We start from the raw sequence: 23,148 nt of genomic DNA, 5'->3' as shown, positions 1-23,148 counted from the left end.
TCGTCCTCGACCCCAGGACCGGCAGGGCGTGGCGCGTCCCCCTCGACGGTGACTCGCTGCCGCTCGACGGTTTCGTCGGTCCGGCTGTCGAGTAGCCGCCGGGAGCTCGGGCGGAGCGCACAGGAGGGAGTCGCGTTCTGGCGCAGGGTGGCCGGGGCGAGCGAGGACCACCCGCCGCCTCCGACCGGCTCGGCCACTTACGCAATCCCCCGGTCCCCGGGGGATTGGTTCACCCTGCTTGGCCTCCGGTCCTCGGCGTGGTACCCCGTCAGGCCAAACAGGGTGAACAGAGCGTCCCGCCAGGGACCGAGCCGAGGGGGCCCCGCCGCAACCACCCGCTTGACTCGGCCTTCGCCGCTTTGTTCACCCTGCTCGACCTGACTAGTGCCACACCGAGCAAGGAAAGGTCAAGCAGGGTGAATCCGCTCCCCCGCATAGCGGGAGACTGCGCGGAAAGAGCGGGAGACGGGTCAGAAGGAGTGCTCGACCGTGGGGCAGGGCGGCCCCGGGGCGAGCGAGGACCACCCGCCGCCGCAGCCACCCCCTCATACGCAATCCCCCGGTCCCCCGGGGGATCGGCGAGCGTCCCGCCAGGGACCGAGCCGAGGGGGCCCCGCCGCAGCCACCCCCTCGACTCGGCCTTCGGCACTCGTCGGTCCCCCGCAAAGCGGGAGACTGCGTAAGAAGGTGCTCGTCCGTGAGACGCCCGACGCGCGAAGCCCACCCGCCGCCGCAACCACCCCCAACGCAATCCCCCGGTCCCCGGGGGATTGGCGAGCGTCCCGCCAGGGACCGAGCCGAGGGGGCCCCGCCGCAACCACCCCCTCGACTCGGCCTTCGCCGCTTTGTTCACCCTGCTCGACCTGACTAGTGCCACACCGAGCAAGGAGAGGTCAAGCAGGGTGAATCCGGTCCCCCGCAAAGCGGGAGACTGCGTGGAAAGGGTGGCTGGCTACGCTACTCAGCGATGTGGAAGACCCTCGTCGCCGCGGTGAGGACCGCGATCTCGGTGCCGCTCTTCCTGGTGTTCACCATCGCCCTGGCAGGAATCGTCGTCGTCGTCGCCATCGTGAAGCGGGACACGCCGCTCATCGATCGCATCATCCGCTGGTGGAGCAGGTCTTTCCTGTTCGTCGGCGGGGTCGACCTCGAGATCGAGGGACGCGATCGGATCGACCCGGCAGGCCAGTACGTCTTCGTGGCCAACCATCTCTCCAACTTCGACATCCCGGTGATGTTCCTCACGGCCCCCGTCCCCATCAGGTACCTCGCCAAGAAGGAGGTGTACCGCATCCCGCTCGTTTCGACGGCGATGCACCACATCGGGATGGTCAAGGTCGACCGCCAGGCCGGGAGCTCGGTCCACACGACGGTGAACGAGGGTGTGGCAGCCGCCAAGGCGCGAGGACACTCGCTCATCATCTTCCCGGAGGGGACGCGCAGCGACGAGGGAATGCTGCAGCCGTTCAAGAAGGGTGCATTCCGCATTGCGATCGCCAACCAGCTCACGGTGGTGCCGGTGACGATCTCGGGCACCTGGGAGGTGTGGGCGCCCGGACGGAAGGTGATCTTCCCCGGCGCGGTGCGCTCCGTGGTCCACGAGCCGATACCGACTGCCGGGTTGACGCTCGCCGACCTCGACACCGTCCGCGACCGTGCCCAAGCCGTCATCGCTGCGACATACGCGGCGGCCAGGCTGACGGCCCCGTGATCAGTCGTAGATGCCTGTCAAGTATGTGACGCCGTCCCGGACGGTGCAGAGGAATGCCCCTGCCGAGGTGACGATCTGATAGCGGTCGGAGGCGGCATCGCCTTCCCACCAGCGCCCAACCTCACGCCACGGTCCCGCCCACGAGAGGACGGGAACCCACCGCGACCCGAGACGAACCCTGGCAGGCATCCCGTCGTCCCACTCGACCTCGAGAGTCTGCGCCTCGGGAGGCACCAGAGCCGGCGCAGGCGATGGCACGGAGCCCGGCCAGGGGGCATCCGCCTCGCGAACCGGGCTCGGCGCCGGCTCTCCCCAGCGATGCCACGACACCCGTTCAGCGGGGTGCCTCCCTCCCTGCGGCCGCGCCTGGAGCAGGTCGTCGACTCCGACGATCGCCTGCGTCTGGATGAGGGCGCGATGGGCCTCCGCTGCTGATCGAGCGTCCTCCTGCAACGCCAGCTGACGTCCCCTGTCCGAAACGTCCCGAGGGGCGATCCGCAGCCGGACCAGGCCACCTCGTATGCCCCGACCGCTTCGCATCTGCTCGGAATCGAGCCAAGCCCGCAGCTGCCAGCGGACTCGCTCCGACAACGTCTCCTCGTCGAACGGGTCCACGTTGCGCCACACCCGGACCCTGGTCTCGCCATCTGCCGCCTCCGCCTCGACCTCGACCCGGTGCGGGGCAGCTCCCTGAGCGGCGAGCTCGCCGAGGAGACGGTGCGCCATGGCCCTGGAGACGAATGCCGCCTGCTCGAGGTTCTCGAGTGGAGGAGCGAACCGCTCCTCCACGGCGAGATCGGGATGGATGACTCTGGCATGGGTGGCACGATCCTCCCCACGAGCCAGCCGGTGGGCTTCGAGGCCTTCGGGACCGAATCGCGAGACGACCGCCTGGCGCGGCAGGGCTGCCAGCGCACCGAGCGTCGTGATCCCCAGCCAGCGAAACACGGCCGCGAGGTCCTCCTTGCCCAGGGCGGTGACATCCAGCGATGCCACGAAGGCGGCATCGTCTGCGACGACATGGATCGGGGCGTCCTCCGTCGCTTGCGAGGCGGCGATCCCGGCGGCGAACGGTCCGGAGGCGAGCCCGATTCTGTAGCCGAGCGCCCCGACCGCCTCCAACTCCTCGACGATCCGCTCGACGAGCTCGGTCTCACCCCCGAAATATCGCATCGCCCCCGTCACTGCGGCATGGACGAGCCCAGGGGAGGAGATCTCGATGCGAGGGACCACGGACTCGATCGCAATGGCCACGGGTTCGAAGGCGGCGGCATCTGCGCCCGGATCACAGACGATGGTCACGATCGCTGGGCAGACAGCCTCTGCCTCCCTTCTGCGCATGCCGGGAAGGACTCCTGCAGCCGTGGCCGTATGGTTGAGGGCAACGACTCGATTGTCCTGGTCTACGGCCTGAGCAGGCTCATACTGCGTGACGCCCGATCTCCTGAGTGGCCAGTCCGGATACCAGACGCAGAGCGTTCGTTCCATCGTCCTCCACCTCGATACGCCGCGTCATCCCTCGCACCGCTTTGCCGGACGCCTCGAGAGCGATCCTCCTGCGCCCGAGCCTGCCGTGCCCGGAGTCCGTCCCTTCCCAGATCACTTCTCGTGCCTCGAGGCGTAGGTGCACGAGACCGGGCGGGAGGTCCCCACGCACCGGCCGCAAGACGACGGGAGCATCCCTGGCCCTGGCCAGGGCCACGAGTTTGCGGATCTGCGGGTCCTTCACCCCGCGGGGAACCTCGGCATACAGCGCATCGACTCCTTCGAGGAGAGTCGCCGCGGCCCTCCCCCACCTGACGGGATCGCCGCAACGGGCGATGACGAGCCGGTCGGGGTCGATGCCGCTCTCCCAAGCCGCCACCGGTGACAGCCAGCCGCGCACGTCGAGGCATGCGACGAGCCCGGTCCTCGAGGCGAGCAGAGCGAGACCGAGCTTCGTGAGGCCGAGCCCTGGGCTCCCGACGAGGCCGGTCACCCGTCCCGGCTCGAGCGAGAGGAGGGCAACGACATCCCCCGATGACGTCACATGCTCTGGCGTCAATGCTGGCCCCAAGATCACTAACCCCGACAACAGAACGACACGTCTTCATACCCAGAGGCGTGCTGGCTGCCCTCTGGGGAAAGACACTGTATCGAACACATGTTCGATACACAAGGGGACGCGTAGAAGGGGCCCCGGACGTCCCGGGACCCCTCGATCCGTCAAGCCGGCATCACACGCTTGTCGAGCTGTGATGCTCCTCGATGACGTGCCTGCCATCCGCGCTCACGGCCCGCTCGGTGTGCGTACGGAAACCGAAAGCGCTCCGCAGCATTCCTGCGACGAAGCCGACGGCACCCACACCCATCAGGATGACCCCTATGGCGACCAAGTCGACCTCGTCAACGAGGACATTGATCCCGAAAGCCAATATGGCACCGATCGCGATGAGCAAGAGTCCCAGTACGGCCATCATTCGCCTCCTTCTCGGCGTTGACGAGGCACTACCCGGTCGGTTGGGCCGGTAAACCAGAAGGGGCCCCATCACGGGGCCCCTTCTGGTTCGATCACCGGACCCTCAAGTGCCCGACTCGAACTCGTCCTCGAACGAGACCATCGTCCTCGCAGGGCGATCGGACTGCTGCCGCTCGGGTTGGCGGTCACGACCCCGGTCACGATCGTGGCTGCCCTCACGGCTGCCCTCACGGCCACCGTCACGGCTGCTGCGACTCCCCCGATCACGCCGCTCGCGGTCACGGCCGCCGTCGCGGCCGGCGTCGCGGCCGCCGTCGCGGCCGGCGTCGCGGCCACCGTCACCGGAGCCACCATGGGCGGACTCGGGGACGGCGAGCTCGAACCCCTCTGCGAGGTCGAGGCTCACCTTGCCGCGATCGTCGATCTCCCGCACGACCACCTGGACCTTGTCGCCGAGTGACAGCACATCCTCGACCTGGTTCACCCGCTTGCCTCCACCCATCTTCGAGATGTGGAGCAGACCGTCCCTGCCGGGAAGGATGTTGACGAAAGCGCCGAACTTGGTGATGTTGACGACCTCGCCCTCGTAGTCCTTGCCGACCTCGGCGATCGGCGGGAAGCCGATGGCCAGGATGCGCTCCTTGGCGAGCTGCAACGCGGCCGTGTTGGCGGCGCCGACACGCACGATGCCGTCGTCGTCGATCTCGATCGTGGCGCCGGTCTCCTCCTCGAGCTCACGAATGACCTTGCCCTTCGGCCCGATCACCTCGCCGATTCGATCCTTCGGGATCTCGATCGCCTCGATCTTCGGTGCCGTCGGGGCCAGCTCGGAGCGCGGCTCGGCGATGACCTCGGCCATGGCGTCGAGTATGGCGAGGCGCGCCGTCCTCGCCTGGTCCATGGCGGCGACGAGGACCTCGGTGGGGAGCGACTCGATCTTTGTGTCGAGCTGCAGCGCCGTGACCATGTCGCGGGTTCCGGCAACCTTGAAGTCCATGTCGCCGAGGGCATCCTCGGCACCGAGGATGTCAGTGAGGGTCACGTATTTCCCGTCATCGGCGATGAGGCCCATGGCGATGCCGGCAACCGGAGCCGCTATCGGCACGCCTGCGTCCATGAGAGACAGCGAGGACCCGCACACCGACGCCATCGAGCTCGACCCGTTCGACATCAGGACCTCGGAGACGAGGCGGAAGGCATATGGGAAGACGTCCGTCGTCGGGATGACCGGCAGGAGCGCCTTCTCGGCGAGGGCGCCGTGGCCGATCTCGCGCCGCTTCGGTCCGCGCATGAACCCGGTCTCGCCCGTGGCGAACGGCGGCATGTTGTAGTGGTGCATGAATCGCTTCGACTCCTCGACCGAGATCGTGTCGAGCATCTGCTCCATCCGCATCATGCCGAGCGTCGTCACGTTGAGGACCTGCGTCTCGCCTCGTTGGAACAGGCCCGAACCGTGCGCCTCCGGCACGAGACCGACCTCGATCTCGAGAGGCCGGATGTCCGTGAGCCCCCTGCCGTCGAGTCGGACTCCGTCGTCCACCACCCTGCGGCGCATGACCGCCTTCCTGACGCTGCGATACGCCCCCTTCGCTTCGGCAATCGAGGCGGCGTCGTCCTCGGGGAGGCCGAGCTCGGCGAGCACCTCCTCTGCGATCGACGCCTCGGCTTCGAGCCTCTGCTGCTTGTCGACGATCGTGCCCATCTTCACGAGCTTCGTGCGGGCGATGGCGTCGACCCGAGCCAGCGTCTCCTCGCTGTACTCGTGCACCACTGGGAAGTCGACCGGCTCCGGCTCCCCGGTCTGGCGGCGCAGCTCGTGCTGCATCTCGATGATGGTCGCCAGGTGGCGCTTGGCCTCCTCGAAGCCGCGGGCCAGCTCAGCCTCGTCGCTGGCGGCCTGCCCCGACTGGACGTGGCGATGGCCGTGCTCGGTGGCACCGGCCTCGACCATGGCGATGTCGATGTCGCCGGCGGCGTTGCGCTTGCCGGCAACGACGAGGTCGAACACCGATGCCTCGAGCTCCTCGAACGTGGGGAACGGGATCCACTCGCCGTCCTTGAGGGCGAGCCGAACGGCGGCGATCGGGCCCTGGAATGGGATGGCGCTGACCGTCAACGCCGCCGAGGCGCCGTTGAGGGCGAGGACGTCGTATGAGTTGACGAGATCGGCCGATATGACGGTCGCCACGATGTGGGTTTCGCAACGGAACCCGTCTGCGAACGACGGCCGCAGCGGCCTGTCGATGAGCCTCGCCGTCAGCGTCGCCTTCTCGGTTGCCCTTCCCTCCCTACGGAAGAACGAGCCCGGGATACGACCGACGGCGTACATGCGCTCTTCGACATCGACGGTGAGCGGGAAGAAGTCGACTCCCTCGCGCACCGACCTGGCGGCGGTGGCGGTGGTGAGCACCTCGGTGCCCCCGATCTTCGCCACGACTGCTCCATCGGCGAGCAGCGCCAGCTTGCCCGTCGAAAGACTGAACTCGCGGTCGCCTATGTGACCGCGTACGGTGGTTTCTGCCACGCGTCTCTCCTCTTGTGGTTGCTGAGGGAGATTCGCTCAATTGGCAGTGGTCGGCCATCGGCCGCTTGGAGCCGAGAGCCGGCCACTGACAACTGAGGCGTCGCCCTCAGCGTGCGAGGAAGGCGACTCCGGGCCGCCTCCCGTTTTCCAGCTATCTCCGTAGTCCCAGCTTGGCGATGAGCGATCGGTATCGCTCGACGTCCTGGTTGCGGAGGTATGCGAGTAGTCGTCTGCGCTTTCCGACCAGCATCAGCAGCCCTCGCCGGCTGTGGTGGTCCTTCTTGTGGACCCTCAGGTGCTCGGTGAGATGGTTGATCCGCTCGGTCAGCAGCGCCACCTGGACCTCGGGCGAACCGGTGTCTGTGGCATGCTGGCCGTGCTCTGCTGTGATGGTCTTGGCGTCTTTCACGCGATCGATTCCTCGAAGTGGGATAGACGTGCGCGGACGACCGTCCGAACTCTGATGATAGCACGCCGCCGCGTAGGCCACGGCTCGGCGGGCACTCAGGCGGTGTCGACGATCGCCTCGAGCTCCAACTCGACCTTGTACGCCGGCTCGACGAGCGCAGCGACCACGACCATCGTCGCTGCCGGCCGGACGTCTGCGAACAGCGCGGCATGGGCTCTGCCGACGTCGTCTGCATCGGCCGGGTCCGTGATGAACATCCGAGTCCTCACGACATCGGTGACGGAGCCGCCGAGCCTGGTGACGGCGTCGAGCGTGATCTCACCGCACCGCAGCATCTGCTCGTACGCACCGTCGACCGTCTCCTCACCGAGCCTGGCCACGGCGAGCGTGCCGGAGACCTTGATGACGGAGCCGACCCGAACGGCCCGGGAGTAGCCGTACGCCTCCTCCCAGCGGGACCCGGATCCGACGCTTCGTCTCATCGGGCCGTGAGAGTAGGCGGTGTCCCTGGACCTGCTCCAGGCGCGGCCGCAGGGAGGGAGCGTGGCGCCTCCCCGAGATCGGTCGAGGGTCCTTCAGCGGGAGGCGGCGACCCGCCTGTCCGCCGGAGCCGAGCCGGCCCCCGCCGACCGGGCGCTCGGCCCGGAGGCGGGGTCCCCGAACCCCTTCCGCGGGATGGCGTCCCATCGTGTGGCCCGCCTGGTGCGCAATGCCCTCACCATGCCCTTGACCCGCCAGTAGCTGACGAGCTGGCGGAACCCGATCCCGTCGAGGATCGAGATGAAGAACAGCCTGACGAGGTCGCCGCCCCGTCGGTATCGCCGGAAGGACAGCTCCTCGAGGGCCAGCGCCGAGAGGGAGAGGAGCGTTCCGAACGAGATCCCGAGGATCACGAAGGCGAGCAGGTAGATCGGCGAGATGATCCCGAGCATCGCGGCGAGCGCGATCGTCGCGTAGCCGAGGATCTCCATGAGTGGCCCCATCAGCTCGAACAGCACGAAGTACGGCATGGAAACCATCCCGGGCGTGCCGTATTTCGGCCGGAGGATCATGTCGCGGTGCTTCATCAGCACCTGGGCGAGCCCGCGCTGCCACCGCTCCCGCTGGCTGCCGAGCACGGTCAGCGACTCCGGCGCTTCGGTCCACGCCACCGGGTCGGCCAGGAAGGCGACCCGGTACGGGATCTGCCGCTCGCGGCAATGTCTGTGAAGGCGGACGACCAGCTCCATGTCCTCGCCGACGGTTTCGGGCGAGTAGCCGCCGATCTCGGCAACCAGCGAACGACGAAAGGCTCCGAAGGCACCTGAGATGATGAGCGTCCCCCCGACGGCGTCCCAGCCGACCCGGGCCGCCAGGAACGCCCGCAGGTATTCGACGACTTGGAGGCGCGGGAGGGTCTTGGCAGGGACCATGATCTCCTCGACTACTCCCCCGTCGATCCTGCACCCGTTGGCGATCCGGATGATGCCGCCGGCCGCGATCGTCGTGGTGTCCTCGAGGAACGGCCGGACGACGCGCAGCAAGGCCTCCGACTCGAGGATCGTGTCCGCGTCGAGGGCGCAGAACACCGGGCTCCTCGAGTAGTTGAGGCCGACATTCAGGGCGTCGGCCTTGCCGCCGTTCTCCTTGTCGATCACCCAGAGGTTCGGGTGGGTGCTGCCGTGATAGACGGCGCGGACCACGGCAGTCGCCACCGTGCTCGTCGGCAGCCGGTCGGCAGGCGCCAGATCGAAGGCGTCGACGAGGCTCTGCAGCGTTGCGTCGTTCGAACCGTCGTTGACGATCACGACCTCGTAGTCGGGATAGTTGAGGGTGAGGAACGATCGCACCGAGGCGACGATCGTTGCTTCTTCGTTGTAGGCGGGCACGAGGATCGCCATGGGGATCGTGCCGGCCGAGTAGAGGAGATCCTGGATGTCGAGCGACTTGAGCCGGGCGACGTACTTTCGGAGCCCTCCGAATGCGACGACGGTGAGCGCCAGGTACACGAGGTTGAGGGCGACGATGTACATGACGATGAGCAGGCTGGTATACCGGACGAACGCTTCAGGGCTCATACAGCCAGCTCCAAGACCTCGCGGGCCAGGGTCCCCGCCGGCCCTTCGAGCGATGCCCGTTCCTCGAGCATGCCGAGCTCGCCTGCGATGGCCAGGGCCTCTGCGGCCCGCAGGGCCACCCACGGCGACGGATCGTCGAGGAGCGACTCGACGGCGGGGAGGTGACGGGGAAGGGCGGTTTGTCCGAATGCCGTGACGGCGTGTGCCCTCAGAGCGAAGTCGGGATGGTGGAGGTACGGCTCGATCGCCCACACGTGATCCGGCCTGCCGACGACGGCGAGCAGGCGAAGGCATGCGGCCTGTAGCTCGCGCTCTTCCGACCCGGACAGCACCCAGGCGGCCCCGTCACCCGCAACCGGGTCGGGAAGGAGGCGGAGAGCGTCGGCGATCACCCTGCGCACCAGCGGATGCTGGCCCGGGTCGAGCAGCATCCTGCGCATCGGTGGGGCGACGCCGTGGCCGACGGACGCCAGCATCGTCGAGACGAACTCCGGATTCCACTCGGCGAAGCGATGCAGGTGGGAGAGGACGTCCGAGATGAAGGTAGCTCCGCCGTGCCTGGCGAGAGCTCGTGCGGCGACCATGCCCACGAGCGGCGAGTCGTCGTCGAGCGCCACCAGCACCTCGCCGACGTGGTCGTCGAAGCTGAGCAGCGCGATCGTCTTCACGGCCCGGGCGCGCACCTCGGGACGGCGCGACCCCAGGTCCCGCAGCAGCGTCGGGATCAGCGTCCTGGCGAAGTCTTCGACGACGTCCCTGTCCTTGCCGGCGAGTCGGGAGGCGAAGCGCGCCGCGATCGCCAGGATGAAGCGCCGGTCGCGCCGGCGGGCCAGCGGCACGAGCTCCTCGGCGGTCGCCTCCCCCGAGACCAGGCCCATGATGCGTGGATTCCACGCCGCCTCGAGGCGCGCCCACCGCGTGGACCTGAGATTGTTCCTCGTTCGCAGGAACGTGAGCATCACGGCGAATGGGGCGATGAGGGCGACCAGGGTGACCATCGAGGCGAGCACGAGGGCCGGCACGGCGGTCAGTCCTCGAGGAGGAGCCGCTGGACCCTCGCCGTCAGCTCGGTCGGCGAGAACGGCTTGACGATGTAGTCGCTCGCTCCGAGGTTGAACCCTCGCACCACGTCTTTCTCGCTACCGATGGCGGTCAGCATCACGATCGGGGTCTCGTGGTACTGGGGAAGCTCCCTGATGCGCTCGAGGAGCTCGAACCCTCCGATGCGCGGCATCTTCACGTCGAGGATCACGAGCGAGTAGTCGTCGGTCGTCGCCATCCGGAAGGCTTCCCGGCCATCCGAGGAGCGCTCCACCCGATAACCCTCGCGCTCGAGCCGGTGCACGACGAGCCCGGCCGTGAGGTCGTCGTCGTCTGCGACGAGGATGCGAACGTCCTCCTTGGCAGGCCCGCCGGCGAGCGCCACGCGGCGAACACTCGTCCTCATCGCACGGGAGGCGCGATCGATCGCCTCGGGGAGCTCGGCGACGTCGTGGACATCCACCACGGCTGCCCGGGCGGTCTCGAGGTCGGCCGCCCTCCCGAGCACCTCGTCGAGTCGGTACATGGCGTCGGCGGCCGCCACGCTCTCCATCACCACGATGAGCTCGCCATCGCTCCACCGGGCGACGTGATCGGCGGCTCCGAGCCTGCTGGCGAGCTCGACGAGCAGCGGATCGTCGGGAAGGTGCTTTGCCTGGACGACTGCGACCGTCGCCGGAACGTCCGGTCGCCCCGCAGCTGCGAGGAAGTGGGCCAGCGCGGCTCGTCGCTGCGGGACCGGCGAGTCTCCGTGGGCAACCGTGACGAGCGAGTCGACGAGGGACCGCAGCACCACGGGATCGCATGGCTTCTCGACGTAGCCGTCGGCGCCGAGAGCGAGGCACTCGGCTCGCACATCACCCGAGTCGCTGCCCGAGAGGACCACGATGGGAAGGCCGGCATAGGCGTCGCTCGACCGCAGTTCGACGAGGATCCGGCGGCCGTCACCGTCCGGGAGGAACAGGTCGAGCAGCAGCACGTCTACGACATCCGCACCGATGATCTGCCTGGCCTCTGCGAGCGTCCCGGCCTCCAGCACGTCGAGCTTGTCGTCTGTGAGCGACTTCATGAGGAGCATCCTGATGAGCCTGTCGTCCTCGACGACCAGGACGCGTCGCTTCTCGAGGCTCCCTCCCTGCGCGACGAGGCGGAGTACCTCGAGTAGCTCGCCGGTCACGCCGACGATGCCGGCATCCGGCGTTGCGAGCACGTTCATGGCGCGCGCCGTGATCTCGGGGAAGCCGTAGCTCGACCCCGACCCCTTGAGCCGGTGGGCGATGTCCTTGATCCCCTCGGCCGCGGCGGGATCGGTTGGGATCCGGGCAACGAGCTCATCGAGGGCGACCGTCTCGTCGCGAATCGCCTCGCGGTACATCTGGATCAGCTCGTTCAAGTGACAACCATCCAATAGAGCACTCGGGCCCGCGCCGTCTCGCCCGCCCGAGCCGATCGCGTCTCGCCGCGACGAGTTCGACGCAACATCTCCAAGATGTATCGGCTGCCGGGGCGCCCGGTTGAGGATGGTTCGGAGAGGTCCCTCGCTACGATCCCGCAGGTGGAGCCCGAAGCCCTCGTCAAGAACGTGCTCCCAACCGAGGCACACGACCTCGTTGGGGGCGGGGCCCCCCTCGTCGACGTCCGCGAGGCGCCCGAGTGGGCCGAGGCGAGGATCCCGGGCGCGCAGTGGATGCCCATGTCGACGATCGGCGACTGGCACGGCGACCTACCGCGCGACGGACCGGTCGTCGTCTACTGCCGCACGGGGGTGCGCTCCCACGCCGTCGTTGGCGCCCTGGCCACCCGGCTCGGCCTGAGCAATCTCGTCAACATGGCGGGTGGCATCGTCGCCTGGGCCGCGGCGGGCCTGCCCATCGAGGCGACGCCGTTTACCCGCCATGTCATCAACCCGGCGGGTGACCGCCCTCACCCCGCATCGGACGGGTGAGGGCGCCTCACCCCGCATCCGACAGGTGAGGGCGCCTCACCCCGCATCGGACGGGTGAGGGCGCCTCACCCCGCATCCGACAGGTGAAGGCGCCTCACCCCGCATCCGACAGGTGAAGGCGCCTCAGGTGAGGGCGCCTCACCCCGCATCGGACGGGTGAGGCGGGCGGCTACGCCTCCGTACGTCCACCCCCGTCACGCGTCGCGGGCGATCCGTGAGGTTCCATGTGGCGCCGGCGGTCCAACGACACGACCGCAGCTCACGCAGCTCCTCGAGGATGCACGCCGCCGTCGCCGGGTGGCCGATGGGTGCGGTGTGAGCTTCCTGGATCCTCTCGAGCATGCCCGCCAGGCTCCTGCCGCCGACGAAGGCGTGCGTGCCGCCGTCTCTCTCGAGATCGTGCACCCGCAGCCCGTCCGGCACGTCGACGAAGCTCGTCACGGCGGCATCCGGATTCCGGATCACCAGGACCTCGACCGACGAGGCGACACCCAGGTCGACCCGGGCGTCACCGCAACGGGTCACCGTGCACGCCTGGGGGTCGTATCCGCCGTCGTTCGGGACGACAACGAAAGGGAGCCCGAGGCTCTGCAGCGCCCCGAGGAGGCCGACGTCGAGCGGTGGATCGAGGAGGGCGGATCCCACGACGTCCCTGACTCGAAGGTGCGGCGCCCGATCCCACCGCGCCACGAGCTCGGCGATGGCGGCTCCGCCCTTGCTGTGTCCGACGAGGTAGACGCGCTTGCCCTCCGTCGCCAGCGACCCGAGCATCGCCTCCAGCGCGTCGGCGCCCTCGGCGACCGAGGCACCGGATGCCGCGATGGGGTGCGAGACTCCGCCGGCTGCGAGGCGCCAGTCGAACTCGACGTACTGGTTCGGCGGCACGCCGAGCCGGGCGACGAGAGGTGCGAAGGTGCCGGTTCGCTCGCTGCCGAACCCCGGGACGAAGACGAGGACGACGTCGGCGGGGAAGGCGGCCCTACCTGCATCGCCACTCCGGGAGCGCCTGCCACCTCGCGCCGAGCCGGCTGCGACGGCGAGCATCGCCAGAGCCGCCATACCCGCCGGCCCCGCAGGGGACGGTGAGGGAATCCGCCTCCGTAGCGGCGCCGCCGCCGCCGGCGAGACCTGGCGCGGGAATCCACGCCAAGGATCGACGGCGATCGGAGGAAGCGAACGGGGCGGATCGACGGCGATCGGAGGAAGCGGAGCGAGACCGAGCGCATCGCTCGGCGAACCGTCGTCTCCGACCGGCGTTGCCGTGAGGAGCGCCAGGCCGACGAGAGCGGGGACGATCACCTGAGCCTTCTTTCTGGGAAGGCGGGTGCGATGTGCGCAATGTGGTCCAGGCAGGCGCCCGGGTCAAGACCTCTGCGCCAGGAGATGCCGGGCCGCGGTCACGTCTCGCCCGATCTGGGCGACGAGCTCCCCGACTCCGGCGAACCTCATCTCGTCGCGCAGGCGCGCCAGGAAGTCGACTCGTAGCTCGCTGCCGTACAGGTCGCGGTCGAAGTCGAACACGTGCACCTCGACGACTTCGGCCGTACCCGCGAACGTCGGGCGCACGCCCACGTTGGCCACTCCCCCGCGGTTCGTGCCGTCGGCGTCGACGAAGACCGCGTACACGCCGTGCCCGGGCGTAGCCAGACCGGCGGGGAAGGACAGGTTGGCTGTCGGGAACCCGATGCCGCGGCCTCGGCCGTCGCCGGCGACGACCGTGCCCCTCAGCTGGAATGGCCTCCCGAGGAGGGCCGCCGCCTCCTCGACGTCGCCATCGGCGATCGCCGTCCTGATCGCCGTCGACGACACCGGAGTGGCTCCCCCGAGTACCGGGACGGCGGTGGCGGTGAACCCCATCTCGATGCCGAGCCGCTGCAGCAGCCCCGTGTCGCCGGACAGCTCGTGACCGAACCGGAATCCGGTCCCGACCACCACGTGCTCGGCACCCAGGTGGCCCACGAGCACTTCCCGGACGAACCGCTCTGCGGGCATCCTCCGTAACGCGTCGTCGAAGTCGAGCAGTGCGACGACGTCGACGCCTCCGGCGGCGAGCAGCTCGATTCGCTGTGCCACGCTGCAGATGAGGGGCGGGGCGCCCTGCGGGCTGGTGAGCGCGGCAGGGTGGGTGCGGAACGTGACGACCCCGACGGGTACGCTGCCCGCCCGACGGGCGAGGGTCTCGAGAATGTGCTGGTGGCCGCGATGGACGCCGTCGAAGACCCCGATCGTCACGGCGAGGGGGCCCTCCGACCACTCCAGGAACGAGCCGTCGAGCACCTTCACGCCAGCACCACCGCGGCGCCGGCCCTGTTCCCCTCGACGTCGTATACGGCCAGCATCCGGCCGTCCTCCCCGATGATCTTCACGGGCCCGTTCTCGAGGTGCTCGGCGAGGGCACGCGCCGGCAGCGCCACACCGTTCGCCACCGCCTCACGCAGGTCCTCGGCGACGTACACCGCACGCATGTCAGGAAGGCCGGCGTCCGGGCTCAGCAGGAGCGAGGTCCAGTCGTCCTCGGCGAGCAGATCGTCGAGCGCCACCGCGGCATCGACGTGGAGCGCCCCGTTGGCCGTGCGCCGCAGCGTCGTGAGGTGCGCCCTCCCGCCGAGCGACCTGGCGATGTCGTCCGCCAGAGTCCGGACGTATGTACCGGTGCCGCACTCGACCAGGAACGTCACTTCGGGGTAGTCGCTCGGAGCGAAGTCGAGGAGCTCGATGGCGTGGATCGTCACCGGCCTCGCCTCCCGCTCGATGTCGAGGCCTTCCCTGGCGAGCTCGTACAGCCGCCTGCCCTCAACCCTCCTCGCCGAGACCATCGGCGGGATCTGCATCTGCCGACCCACGAAACGAGCCATCGCCCCTGCCACCTCGCTCTCTCCGACGGGCATGGGCTGGCGGCTCACCACCGCCCCGTCTGCGTCGAGGCTCTCGGTAGCGACGCCGAAGAGAGCAGTGGCGACGTACCTCTTCGGGGCATCCTGGACGAAACGGAGGAGCCGGGTCGCCCGGCGCAGCCCGAGGACGAGCAATCCGGTCGCCATGGGGTCGAGCGTCCCGGCGTGCCCGATCTTCTTCACCATCGTATGGCGCCGTGTCGCGGCGACGACGTCGTGGGACGTGCAGCCTCCGGGCTTGTCGACGAGGAGGAAGCCCTCTGGTCCGCTCACAACCTGGCGCGCACCTGCTCGATCGCGTCCGCGATGGAGCCCTCCACCGTGAACCCGGCGGCGTTGTGATGACCCCCGCCGCCCAGGGCGGCCGCGATCGACCCGACGTCGACGGCTCCCCTGCTCCGCAGGCTCCCCTTGACGGCGCCGCCACCGACTTCACGCAGCAGGCACGCCACCTCCGATTCCTCGGCGATGCGGATCAGGTCGATCAGGCCGTCCGCTTCCTCGTACGCGATGCCGCCTGCCGTCAGGTCATTTTGGAGCAACACGGACCAGACCAGGCGACGATCGGCGTCGAGCTGGGCGCGTGCGAGCACTGCGCCGGCGACGGACAGGTACCCGAAGGGCGCCTCCTCGTACACGTGCCTGCCGATCACCTCGGGGCGAACACCGGCCTCGAGAAGGTCGGCCGCCATCCGGTGGTCGTCCGGCGAGGTCGCCGAGTACTGGAAGCGACCGGTGTCTGTGACCAGCCCGGTGTAGAGCGCATCTGCGACGGCTCTTGTCATGGGCCAGCCGAGCGCCGCGATGAGCCGATACGCCAGAACCGCCGTGGCCGCCGCGGCGGGGTCGATCACCCGGCAGTCACCGAACCCGGCGTTCGAGGCGTGGTGGTCAACGACGACGACGCGGCCAGCCCCGGCTGCGACGGGGGCAGCGCTGCCGAGCCGATCTTCGGCGGCGACGTCGCACACGATGGCGACGTCGACAGATCGGGGGACTTCCGTGGACCGGACCAGCGGCGATTGGTCGAGATAGTCGAACTGCGAAGGGACCACGAACGGCTCTCCGAACGTCGCCCAGGCGTCCTTGCCTGCGGCGCGAGCCGCCAACGCCAGAGCGAGTGCGCTCCCGAGGGCGTCGCCGTCCGGACCGACGTGCCCGATGGTCGCGATGCTTCCAGCATCACCGATCAGGGCGGCCGCCTCTTCGAGCATGGCGTCGATGTCAGCCATCGGACTCCTCGAGCTCCCGGAGCAGCTTGCTCATCCTCATGCCGATGTCGATCGACTCGTCGACCGAGAAGGTCAAGCGGGGCGTGTACTTGAGACGCGCCTGGGACGCCAGGGCCGCCTGGAGCTTGGAGGCCGCCGAGGCGAGCGCCGTGGCGGTGGCCGTCCGCTCATCCTCGCTGCCGAGCACCGAGTAGTAGACGACGGCCGTCCTCAGGTCCGGTGCCGTGTCGACGCCTGTGATCGTGATGAATCCGAGCCGCGGGTCCTTGAGCTGTGTCACCTCTTCCGCAATCACCTCGCGCAGCAGCTCGTTGACCTTGCGCATACGGGGAGAAGGCTGTTTCGTCACGATGGCTGCTCCAGGTGTGTCGTCGACCACCCGAGCAGCTCGACGTCTTGACGCGAGTCGATGGCCCGCCGCACCGACTGGAGTATCCGTTCGACCTGACCCGACTGCGGGGCCACGGCTGCGATGCCGAGGGCGCAGCGCTGCCAGAGGTCGTTGTGGTCGACCTCGGACACGGCCACGGAGAACGTCTCGCGGAGGTGGGCGGTCAGCGACTTGACGACCATCCGCTTCGACTTGAGCGACCTTGCGTCCCTCACCCGCAGCTCGACGCGCATGGCGGAGGCGTGCATGGTGTCTCCTCAGCACCCGCTATGTCCTGGCGATCTCGCGAATCTCGTACGACTCGATCGTGTCGCCTTCCTTGATGTCGCGGAAGTTCTCCAAGCCGATTCCGCATTCGAACCCGGTCGCCACGGTGGCCACGTCCTCCTTGAACCGACGCAGCGAGGCGATCCTGCCGTCGTAGATGACGACGCCGTCGCGCACGAGACGGGCTCTGGCGTTCCGGTTGATGCTGCCCTCGGTGACGTACGACCCGGCGATGGTGCCGTAGCGGGGAGCGCGGAATGTGGCCCTGACCTGGGCAACTCCCAGGAAGTTCTCGATCTCCTCGGGAGCCAACTCACCGACGAGGAGGGACTCGATGTCCTCGAGCAGTTCGTAGATGATCGAGAACGTCCTGATGTCGATCCCGCGTTCCTTGGCGGCATTCCTCGCCCCCGAGTCCGGGCGCACGTTGAAGCCGTAGATCACCGCTTCGGACGCCTCGGCGAGAGCGACGTCGTTCTCCGTGATGCCACCGACGGCGCCGTGGATGACGGAGACGTAGGCGTCGTCGCGCTTGATCTTGGCGACCGCGTCCCGGATCGCTTCGAGCGATCCGTGGGCGTCCGCCTTCACGATGATGCGCAGCTCGGCGTGATCGGCCGTCCTGAGCTGCTCGAGCAGCAGGCCGAGGCGCTGCGTCGCCGTCGGGACGGTGATGTCGTGAGCGCGGATCCTGTCGAGGTTGTCCTCGGCCATCTTCCTGGCGTTCCGCTCGTCGGTGACGGCCTCGAACATGTCGCCCGCCGTTGGCACGTCGTCCCAGCCCATCACGAGCGCCGGGGTGCTCGGCGGGGCGGACTTCAGCTGACTGCCCTTCTCGTCGAACATGGCACGCACCCTGCCGGAGACGGGTCCGGCAACGATGGCGTCACCACGTGTGAGCGTGCCCCGCTGCACGATGACGGTGGCAACCGGCCCACGTCCCACCTCGAGCTGACTCTCGATGACCGTACCGACGGCCGAGGCGGCCGGGTTGGCGACGAGCTCCTCGACCTGAGCGACGAGCGAGATGAGGTCGAGCAGCTCCTCGATCCCGTCGCCCGTCAGCGCCGACACCTCGACGGCCACCACGTCTCCGCCGAGATCCTCGACGACGATCCCGTGCTGGGTGAGGGCGCCGCGTACCGAGAAGGCGTCTGCGGTGGGCAGATCCATCTTGTTGATGGCGATGATCATCGGTACCTCTGCGGCCTTGGCGTGGTTGATGGCTTCCACCGTTTGGGGCATGACGCCGTCGTTGGCGGCGACCACGATGACCGCGACGTCGGTGACGTTCGCCCCCCTGGCTCGCAGGGCGGTGAACGCCTCGTGGCCCGGGGTATCGATGAACGTGATCTTCTCCCCGTTCCTCTCGACCTGGTAGGCGCCGATGTGCTGGGTGATCCCGCCGGCCTCGCCGGCGACGACGTCGGTCTTGCGGATCGTGTCGAGCAGCTGGGTCTTGCCGTGATCGACGTGGCCCATCACCGTGACGACCGGCGGACGCGGCTGCAGGGAGGACGGGTCGTCTTCGTACTCGATGACGTGGCGCCCGAGTGCCTCCACCTCCTCGACCTCGGCGGGGCCCTCCTCGACGAGCACCTCGTACCCGAACAGCTCGCCGAGGGGCTCGAGCGCCTTCACGGGAATGGTGCCGCCGCCTGGGACGATCTCGCCCATCGACATGAGCTCACGAACGACGTCGCCCGTTCGGACCCCTACGAGCCTCGAGAACTCCTGGGCGGTGATGCCGGCCTCCACGGTGAGGATCCGATCCTCCTCCGGTTCCCCTTCCGTTTGAGGCTCCGGCTCCGGTTCGGCCTCCGGCTGCAGGTCCGGCTGCAGCTCAGGCTCGGCGTCCGGCTCCCCGGTCCGACCATCCTCCTGGTCGGGGGCAGCGGCCGTGTCGTCGTACGACAGTCTGAGAAGGGCTGCGGTGTCGTCGTCGAGGCCCGACGACGCCGTCTTCACGTCGAGGCCGAGGTCCTGGGCGCGCGCCAGCAGATCCTTCGACTCGACGCCGAGGTCACGTGCCAACTCGTATACGCGCATATATCGCCACTGAACCTTTCCGCCGGGAGATCAGCCTCGCGGCTCGCCATCTCCGGCGTCCTCTTCTGCACTCACGGTACCGTCGTCGACGGCGCGCTCCGCATCCGGCGCAGTATCGCTCGCCTCGTCGGCGACTTCGACCGGGGCTCCCTCGTCCGGGGCGGCCTGCGGGTCCTCGGACCCCGGTTCCTCGTCGGAGATTCCGGCCGCCAGCGTCTCCTCGCCTGCGAGCTCTTCCGGCTCGGCACGCTCGGCGAGCGTCGGCGGGGCAGTCGTCCCTGCCATCTCGTTGGCGGCTCGCTCGGCGAGCGACGGCTCGGCGCCGTCCGGCTCGGCGTGCGCCTCCTCGGGAGGCTCGTCGAGGCCGAGGTCCTGGGACTCCGACCTGATGTCGACCTTGTACCCGGTGAGGCGGGCAGCGAGCCTGGCGTTCTGGCCTTCCTTGCCGATGGCCAGGGACAGCTGATGATCAGGGACGATCACGGTGGCGATTCGCTCCTCCTCGTCGAGCCGCACTTCCTTGACCCTCGCCGGGGAGAGAGCCTCGGCGATGAAGGCGTGGGAGTCGTCGCGCCACTCCACGATGTCGACCTTCTCGCCGCGCAGCTCGTTGACGACCTGGCGCACCCGCGAGCCCCGGGCGCCGACGCAGGCGCCAACCGGGTCGATGTTGGCGTCGTTGGAGGCGACCGCGATCTTCGTGCGGTGTCCCGGCTCCCTGGCGATGGCGCGGATCTCGACGTCGCCGTCGACGAGCTCCGGCACCTCGAGCTCGAAGAGCGACCGAATGAACTCGGGGTGGCTGCGGCTGACGACGATCTGGGGGCCTTTGCCCTCGCCGCGCACCTCGAGGATGTACGCCTTGACCCGATTGCCTCGTTCGAGACGCTCGTACGGGATCCTCTCCGACGAGGGCATGATCGCCTCGGCGTTCCCGAGGTCGAGGATGGCGTAACGGTGGTCGGACTGCTGGACGATGCCGGTCACGAGGTCTCCTTCGCGACCGTCGTACAGCTCGAACACCTGCTCTCGCTTGGCGTCCCGCAGGCGCTGCATGATCACCTGCTTGGCGGTCTGGGCGGCGATCCGACCGAAGTCATCCGGAGTGTCCTCCCACTCCCGCACCACGTTGCCGTCCTCGTCGAGGTCCTGGCCGTAGACGACGATCTCGCCGGTGTCGGCGTCGATGGTGACTCGCGCCTCCTCGGCGGCCCCCGGGGTACGCTTGTAGGCGGACACGAGTGCGTTGGCGAGCGCGTCGAGGATGGTGTCGGCTGGGACACCCTTCTCCCGCTCGAGCAACTCGAGCGCCTCCATGAGGTTGTAATCCATCGTCGCTCCTTCTAGTGGCGCCTCTTCGCCCCGCGTTCCCACACGAACACCGTGCGGGCGGACGCCACGTCCACATACTCGATCCGGCGCTTCGTGTCATCGACCGCGATGACGAAGCCCTTCTCGTCTGCGCAGACCAGCACTCCCCGGTGGCTCGTCATCTCTTCGACGGGAACCGTGGTCTTCACGGTCAGCTCCCTGCCGACGGACTTCTCGTAGTGTCGGGAGCGCCGCAGGCGACGCTCCAAGCCCGGCGAGCTCACCTCGAGCGTGTACGACGCCTCGATCGGGTCCTCCGAGTCGAGCATTCTCGACAGGCCCCTCGAGAGCCGGGCGATCCTGTCGACATCGATGGGCTCGGGAGCGTCGATCGTGACCCGCACGATCTGCGCCGACCCGCTGCCGAGGACTTCGACGTCGTCCAGTTCCACTCCTTCTGCTGCGACGTACGGCTCGATGATGCCCCAGAGGCCTCGGGCCGTGTCGCTCACGGTTCCTCCTCATCAGCAAAAGAGGCGGGCCCAGGCCCACCTCGAGAGCAAATCTCAGTTGGTAGCGCAACATTAGCAGGTCCGACTGTCCCCAGGACCGGCGAGTCGGCGCCGCCGGCCTGGAAAAACGGCCTCCGCACGGCGGCTCAGCTCTTCTCGGCCAGCTCCCGAAACGCATCCGGGGCATAGCCTGCCGGCCGGCCGAGGAGCAGAGACATCGGCCCCACGGCCGACTTGCCGTACCGGATCCTGACCGCGTCGAGCGCCTCTTCGAGCTGCGCCTGGAGCTCAGCCTCGGCGCTCCCGGAAGCGGTCATGTCGACCCGACCCCAGCCGAGTGGGAGCTCGAGTTGCAGCGCCCCGCGGCCTGTCAGCTTCGAGACGGCGATCCCTAGCAGGTTCACCCTCCTACCGGCGGCCGCCGCCGAGACGGCCGTGTCGGCCAGGCCCTCCGCAACCTGGAGGATCGCCGCGTCCGAAGCGACGGGGGCGGCCAGGGTCGCCGACCTGGTGACCGCGCTGAAGTCCTCGAATCGGACGCGCACGGTGATCGTGCGCCCAGCCCTCGAAGACTTGCGGAGTCGCGAGCCGATCCTGGAGGCGAGCATCAGCAGCACCCGCCCCCTGGCGTCCCTGGTGTCCTGCATCGAACCGAACGCCGACTGGGCGCCGACGGAGCCTGCCGTGCGCTCCCTGGTGACCGCCCGACGGTCGATGTTCCATGTGAGCCGGCTCAGCTGCGCGCCGGCGGCCCGTCCGACCATCCTCTCCAGGAAACGAGGGTCGACCCCGGCGAGCTCGCCCACCGTGTGGACCCCCATCGACGCAAGCTTGGCTGCGGTCACCCGCCCCACGCCCCAGAGCAGGCGCACCGAAAGTGGGTGGAGGAACTCGAGCTCTCTGTCGGGCTCGACGACGACGAGCCCGTCGGGCTTGGCGACCTGGCTGGCCACCTTGGCGAGGAACTTCGTGCGGGCGACCCCGGCCGAGATCGGCAGGCCGACCTCGATGCGGACCCGTGACCGGATCGCCGCTGCGATGTCGGCCGCCGAGCCGAAGAGGCCGTGCGCCCCCGAGACGTCGATGAACGCCTCGTCGATGGAGACCTGCTCGATGAGCGGGCTGAAGTCCTCGCAGATGGCGAACACCTGCTTGGAGATCAGTCCGTACCGATCGAAGCTTCCGCGGACGAACACGAGCCCGGGGCACAACTCCCTCGCCAGACGGCCCGGCATGCCCGCCTGGACGCCGAACGCCCTTGCCTCGTAGCTGGCGGCCAGCACCACGCCGCCTCCCACTGCGATCGGCCTGCCGCGCAGGCGCGGCTCACGCAGCTGCTCGATCGACGCATAGAAGGCGTCGAGATCGACGTGCAGGATGTCCGCGCCGGCCACGAGAGCGATCTTGCCCTGGGCGCGCGACAGAATCCGACCTGCCCGATCCGCACATAGACTGGCTGCCGACCGGTCGGCGGGACGCACCACTCGGCCGGATGAACAAGGAGGAGCCTTTGCGCAGGGTCACGATCACCCTCGTAGCCGGATTGCTCGTGCTCGCCAGCTGCGGCGGAAGCGGCGACGACACGACGACCACCGCCGCAGCAGGCGGCACACAGACAACTGCACCGTCTCAGGACGGCGGCGGCGGGGGCGGCGGCGGAGACAACGGGGGCGGCGGAGACGCCGACTTCTGCGACGCCAACAGCGACTTCGATCCGATGGAAGGCGTCAGCCTCACCGCCGATCCCGAGTCCCTCAGAAACGCCATCGAGAACGCCGTCTCCCAGATCGACGAGATCGTCGACAGGGCGCCGGGCGAGATCCGCGACGACGTCGAGGTGCTCGCAGGCGGGATGCGCGATCTGGCGGATCTCCTCGACGAGTACGACTACAGCTTCACGGCCCTCATGCAGGCGTTCGACGAAGGTTCCCTCGAGCTTCCGTTCGACGATGCCGCCTTCGAGGAGGCCGCCGACAACATCGCCGAGTACTGCGGCATCGACCCCGCTGACGCCGGCGGCGACACCGACACCACATCGGGTGGGGTAGTCGGCGGCCCTGGCGTAGACCTACCCGACGACTTCCCGGCCGACCTGGTTCCGCCCGACAGCACGGTGGAAGGCGTGTTCAACGCGGGCGGCGTGGCCACTGCGTCGTTCACGACGACCGCCGACTTCGACGAGCTCGTCGCCTACTACACGGATCAGCTGGGTGAGCCGCTCGCCACCACGAACGATCAGGTGTCGTGGAGCACATTCGGGGACAGCGGAATCACGTCGGTGACGATCGTGGGCAACGCCGACGACGTCACGAACGTCATCGTGGCGGTGGGCGACCCGTTGGGGTGA

General features: G+C 68.7%; 22 protein-coding genes. 3 read left to right on the top strand and 19 right to left on the bottom strand.

Annotated features, from left to right (window positions below; translation table 11 throughout):
• Positions 1 to 967: 967 nt before the first annotated feature.
• A complete protein-coding gene (locus VGC47_12435; GenBank protein HEX9856113.1) occupies positions 968 to 1,711 on the top strand; it encodes a lysophospholipid acyltransferase family protein in 744 nt (247 codons plus the stop codon).
• Here VGC47_12435 and VGC47_12430 read toward each other — a convergent pair whose 3' ends face one another.
• From VGC47_12430 to VGC47_12390, 9 genes are all read right to left on the bottom strand, one after another.
• On the bottom strand, positions 1,712 to 3,199 hold the full coding sequence (locus VGC47_12430; GenBank protein ID HEX9856112.1) for a DNA polymerase Y family protein: 1,488 nt from the start codon (positions 3,197 to 3,199) through the stop codon (positions 1,712 to 1,714).
• A complete protein-coding gene (locus VGC47_12425; GenBank protein HEX9856111.1) occupies positions 3,132 to 3,755 on the bottom strand; it encodes a hypothetical protein in 624 nt (207 codons plus the stop codon). The genes VGC47_12430 and VGC47_12425 overlap by 68 nt, the downstream gene beginning before the upstream one ends.
• Before the next feature lie 172 nt (positions 3,756 to 3,927).
• Positions 3,928 to 4,167, bottom strand: a complete 240-nt coding sequence (locus VGC47_12420; protein HEX9856110.1) for a DUF6458 family protein — start codon at positions 4,165 to 4,167, stop codon at positions 3,928 to 3,930.
• Between the two features lie 105 nt (positions 4,168 to 4,272).
• Positions 4,273 to 6,693: a polyribonucleotide nucleotidyltransferase gene (locus VGC47_12415; protein HEX9856109.1), complete on the bottom strand. Its 2,421-nt coding sequence runs from the start codon at positions 6,691 to 6,693 to the stop codon at positions 4,273 to 4,275.
• Between the two features lie 151 nt (positions 6,694 to 6,844).
• Positions 6,845 to 7,111: a 30S ribosomal protein S15 gene (gene rpsO, locus VGC47_12410; protein HEX9856108.1), complete on the bottom strand. Its 267-nt coding sequence runs from the start codon at positions 7,109 to 7,111 to the stop codon at positions 6,845 to 6,847.
• Between the two features lie 86 nt (positions 7,112 to 7,197).
• Positions 7,198 to 7,584 (bottom strand): RidA family protein, encoded by a 387-nt coding sequence (locus VGC47_12405; GenBank protein ID HEX9856107.1) that lies wholly within the window; start codon positions 7,582 to 7,584, stop codon positions 7,198 to 7,200.
• Between the two features lie 93 nt (positions 7,585 to 7,677).
• Positions 7,678 to 9,159, bottom strand: a complete 1,482-nt coding sequence (locus tag VGC47_12400) for a glycosyltransferase (GenBank protein HEX9856106.1) — start codon at positions 9,157 to 9,159, stop codon at positions 7,678 to 7,680.
• A complete protein-coding gene (locus VGC47_12395; GenBank protein HEX9856105.1) occupies positions 9,156 to 10,181 on the bottom strand; it encodes a HEAT repeat domain-containing protein in 1,026 nt (341 codons plus the stop codon). The genes VGC47_12400 and VGC47_12395 overlap by 4 nt, the downstream gene beginning before the upstream one ends.
• Before the next feature lie 5 nt (positions 10,182 to 10,186).
• Positions 10,187 to 11,593, bottom strand: coding sequence for a response regulator (locus VGC47_12390; protein ID HEX9856104.1), 1,407 nt, complete (start codon positions 11,591 to 11,593; stop codon positions 10,187 to 10,189).
• 162 nt (positions 11,594 to 11,755) lie between these two features.
• On the opposite strand from VGC47_12390, the gene VGC47_12385 reads away from it, so the two are divergent.
• The gene (locus VGC47_12385) at positions 11,756 to 12,145 is read left to right on the top strand and encodes a rhodanese-like domain-containing protein (GenBank protein HEX9856103.1); all 390 of its coding nucleotides are present in this window, start codon (positions 11,756 to 11,758) and stop codon (positions 12,143 to 12,145) included.
• Between the two features lie 138 nt (positions 12,146 to 12,283).
• Here the strand turns inward: VGC47_12385 and VGC47_12380 are convergent, their stop codons facing one another.
• The 10 genes from VGC47_12380 to dinB form a co-directional block, all read right to left on the bottom strand.
• Positions 12,284 to 13,444: a hypothetical protein gene (locus VGC47_12380; GenBank protein ID HEX9856102.1), complete on the bottom strand. Its 1,161-nt coding sequence runs from the start codon at positions 13,442 to 13,444 to the stop codon at positions 12,284 to 12,286.
• Between the two features lie 63 nt (positions 13,445 to 13,507).
• Positions 13,508 to 14,428 carry a bifunctional riboflavin kinase/FAD synthetase gene (locus VGC47_12375; GenBank protein ID HEX9856101.1) on the bottom strand — a complete coding sequence of 307 codons (921 nt, stop codon included), beginning with the start codon at positions 14,426 to 14,428 and terminating at the stop codon, positions 13,508 to 13,510.
• The gene (truB, locus tag VGC47_12370) at positions 14,425 to 15,312 is read right to left on the bottom strand and encodes a tRNA pseudouridine(55) synthase TruB (GenBank protein ID HEX9856100.1); all 888 of its coding nucleotides are present in this window, start codon (positions 15,310 to 15,312) and stop codon (positions 14,425 to 14,427) included. The genes VGC47_12375 and truB overlap by 4 nt, the downstream gene beginning before the upstream one ends.
• Positions 15,309 to 16,271: a DHH family phosphoesterase gene (locus tag VGC47_12365; GenBank protein HEX9856099.1), complete on the bottom strand. Its 963-nt coding sequence runs from the start codon at positions 16,269 to 16,271 to the stop codon at positions 15,309 to 15,311. Before VGC47_12365 ends, truB begins: the two co-directional genes overlap by 4 nt.
• Positions 16,264 to 16,620 (bottom strand): 30S ribosome-binding factor RbfA, encoded by a 357-nt coding sequence (rbfA, locus tag VGC47_12360; protein HEX9856098.1) that lies wholly within the window; start codon positions 16,618 to 16,620, stop codon positions 16,264 to 16,266. Before rbfA ends, VGC47_12365 begins: the two co-directional genes overlap by 8 nt.
• Positions 16,617 to 16,910, bottom strand: coding sequence for a DUF503 domain-containing protein (locus VGC47_12355; GenBank protein HEX9856097.1), 294 nt, complete (start codon positions 16,908 to 16,910; stop codon positions 16,617 to 16,619). The genes rbfA and VGC47_12355 overlap by 4 nt, the downstream gene beginning before the upstream one ends.
• 19 nt (positions 16,911 to 16,929) lie before the next feature.
• The gene (gene infB, locus VGC47_12350; GenBank protein ID HEX9856096.1) at positions 16,930 to 18,978 is read right to left on the bottom strand and encodes a translation initiation factor IF-2; all 2,049 of its coding nucleotides are present in this window, start codon (positions 18,976 to 18,978) and stop codon (positions 16,930 to 16,932) included.
• A gap of 30 nt (positions 18,979 to 19,008) precedes the next feature.
• The gene (nusA, locus tag VGC47_12345) at positions 19,009 to 20,310 is read right to left on the bottom strand and encodes a transcription termination factor NusA (GenBank protein HEX9856095.1); all 1,302 of its coding nucleotides are present in this window, start codon (positions 20,308 to 20,310) and stop codon (positions 19,009 to 19,011) included.
• Positions 20,311 to 20,321: 11 nt separating this feature from the next.
• Positions 20,322 to 20,801: a ribosome maturation factor RimP gene (rimP, locus tag VGC47_12340; protein ID HEX9856094.1), complete on the bottom strand. Its 480-nt coding sequence runs from the start codon at positions 20,799 to 20,801 to the stop codon at positions 20,322 to 20,324.
• A 146-nt stretch (positions 20,802 to 20,947) separates the two neighbouring features.
• Positions 20,948 to 22,195 (bottom strand): DNA polymerase IV, encoded by a 1,248-nt coding sequence (gene dinB, locus VGC47_12335; GenBank protein ID HEX9856093.1) that lies wholly within the window; start codon positions 22,193 to 22,195, stop codon positions 20,948 to 20,950.
• A 116-nt stretch (positions 22,196 to 22,311) separates the two neighbouring features.
• On the opposite strand from dinB, the gene VGC47_12330 reads away from it, so the two are divergent.
• The gene (locus VGC47_12330; GenBank protein HEX9856092.1) at positions 22,312 to 23,148 is read left to right on the top strand and encodes a hypothetical protein; all 837 of its coding nucleotides are present in this window, start codon (positions 22,312 to 22,314) and stop codon (positions 23,146 to 23,148) included.

The sequence above is a fragment of the Acidimicrobiia bacterium genome, assembly GCA_036396535.1.
Classification (GTDB): Bacteria; Actinomycetota; Acidimicrobiia; order Spongiisociales; family UBA5794; genus DASWKR01.
The sequence above is the reverse complement of the archived record's forward strand: the minus strand, read 5'-3'. Positions and strand labels throughout refer to the sequence as shown.